Source organism: Rhodoplanes azumiensis, assembly GCF_042682915.1.
Taxonomy (GTDB): Bacteria; Pseudomonadota; Alphaproteobacteria; order Rhizobiales; family Xanthobacteraceae; genus Rhodoplanes; species Rhodoplanes azumiensis.
On the sequence record NZ_JBHUIW010000080.1, the window covers coordinates 205 to 544 of the forward strand.

Consider the following 340-nt stretch of genomic DNA (forward strand, 5'->3'; position numbering starts at 1 on the left):
TCACCACGTCGTCGATGTCGTCGACGATGATCGTGTCGTCGCCCTCGCCGCCCCACATGTGGTCGCCGCCGGCGCCGCCGTCGATCGTGTCGTCACCGGCGCCGCCGTAGAGGACGTTGTGGGCGTCGGTGCCGGTGACGTGGTTGTCGAGGTGGTTGCCGATGCCGGTCACCGCGGTGCCGGTGAGCACCAGGTTCTCGATCTCGACGTCGTCGGCGATCTGATAGTCGATCGACGCGCGCACCGTGTCGACGCCCTGGCCGGCGTACTCGATCACCACGTCGCCGAGGTCGTCGACGACGAAGGTGTCGTCGCCCTCGCCGCCCCACAGCTGATCCGC

General features: G+C 68.8%; 1 pseudogene. It reads right to left on the bottom strand.

The features are described from left to right. Positions 1–340, bottom strand: a pseudogene (locus ACFSOX_RS23645) (calcium-binding protein); the annotation flags it as partial.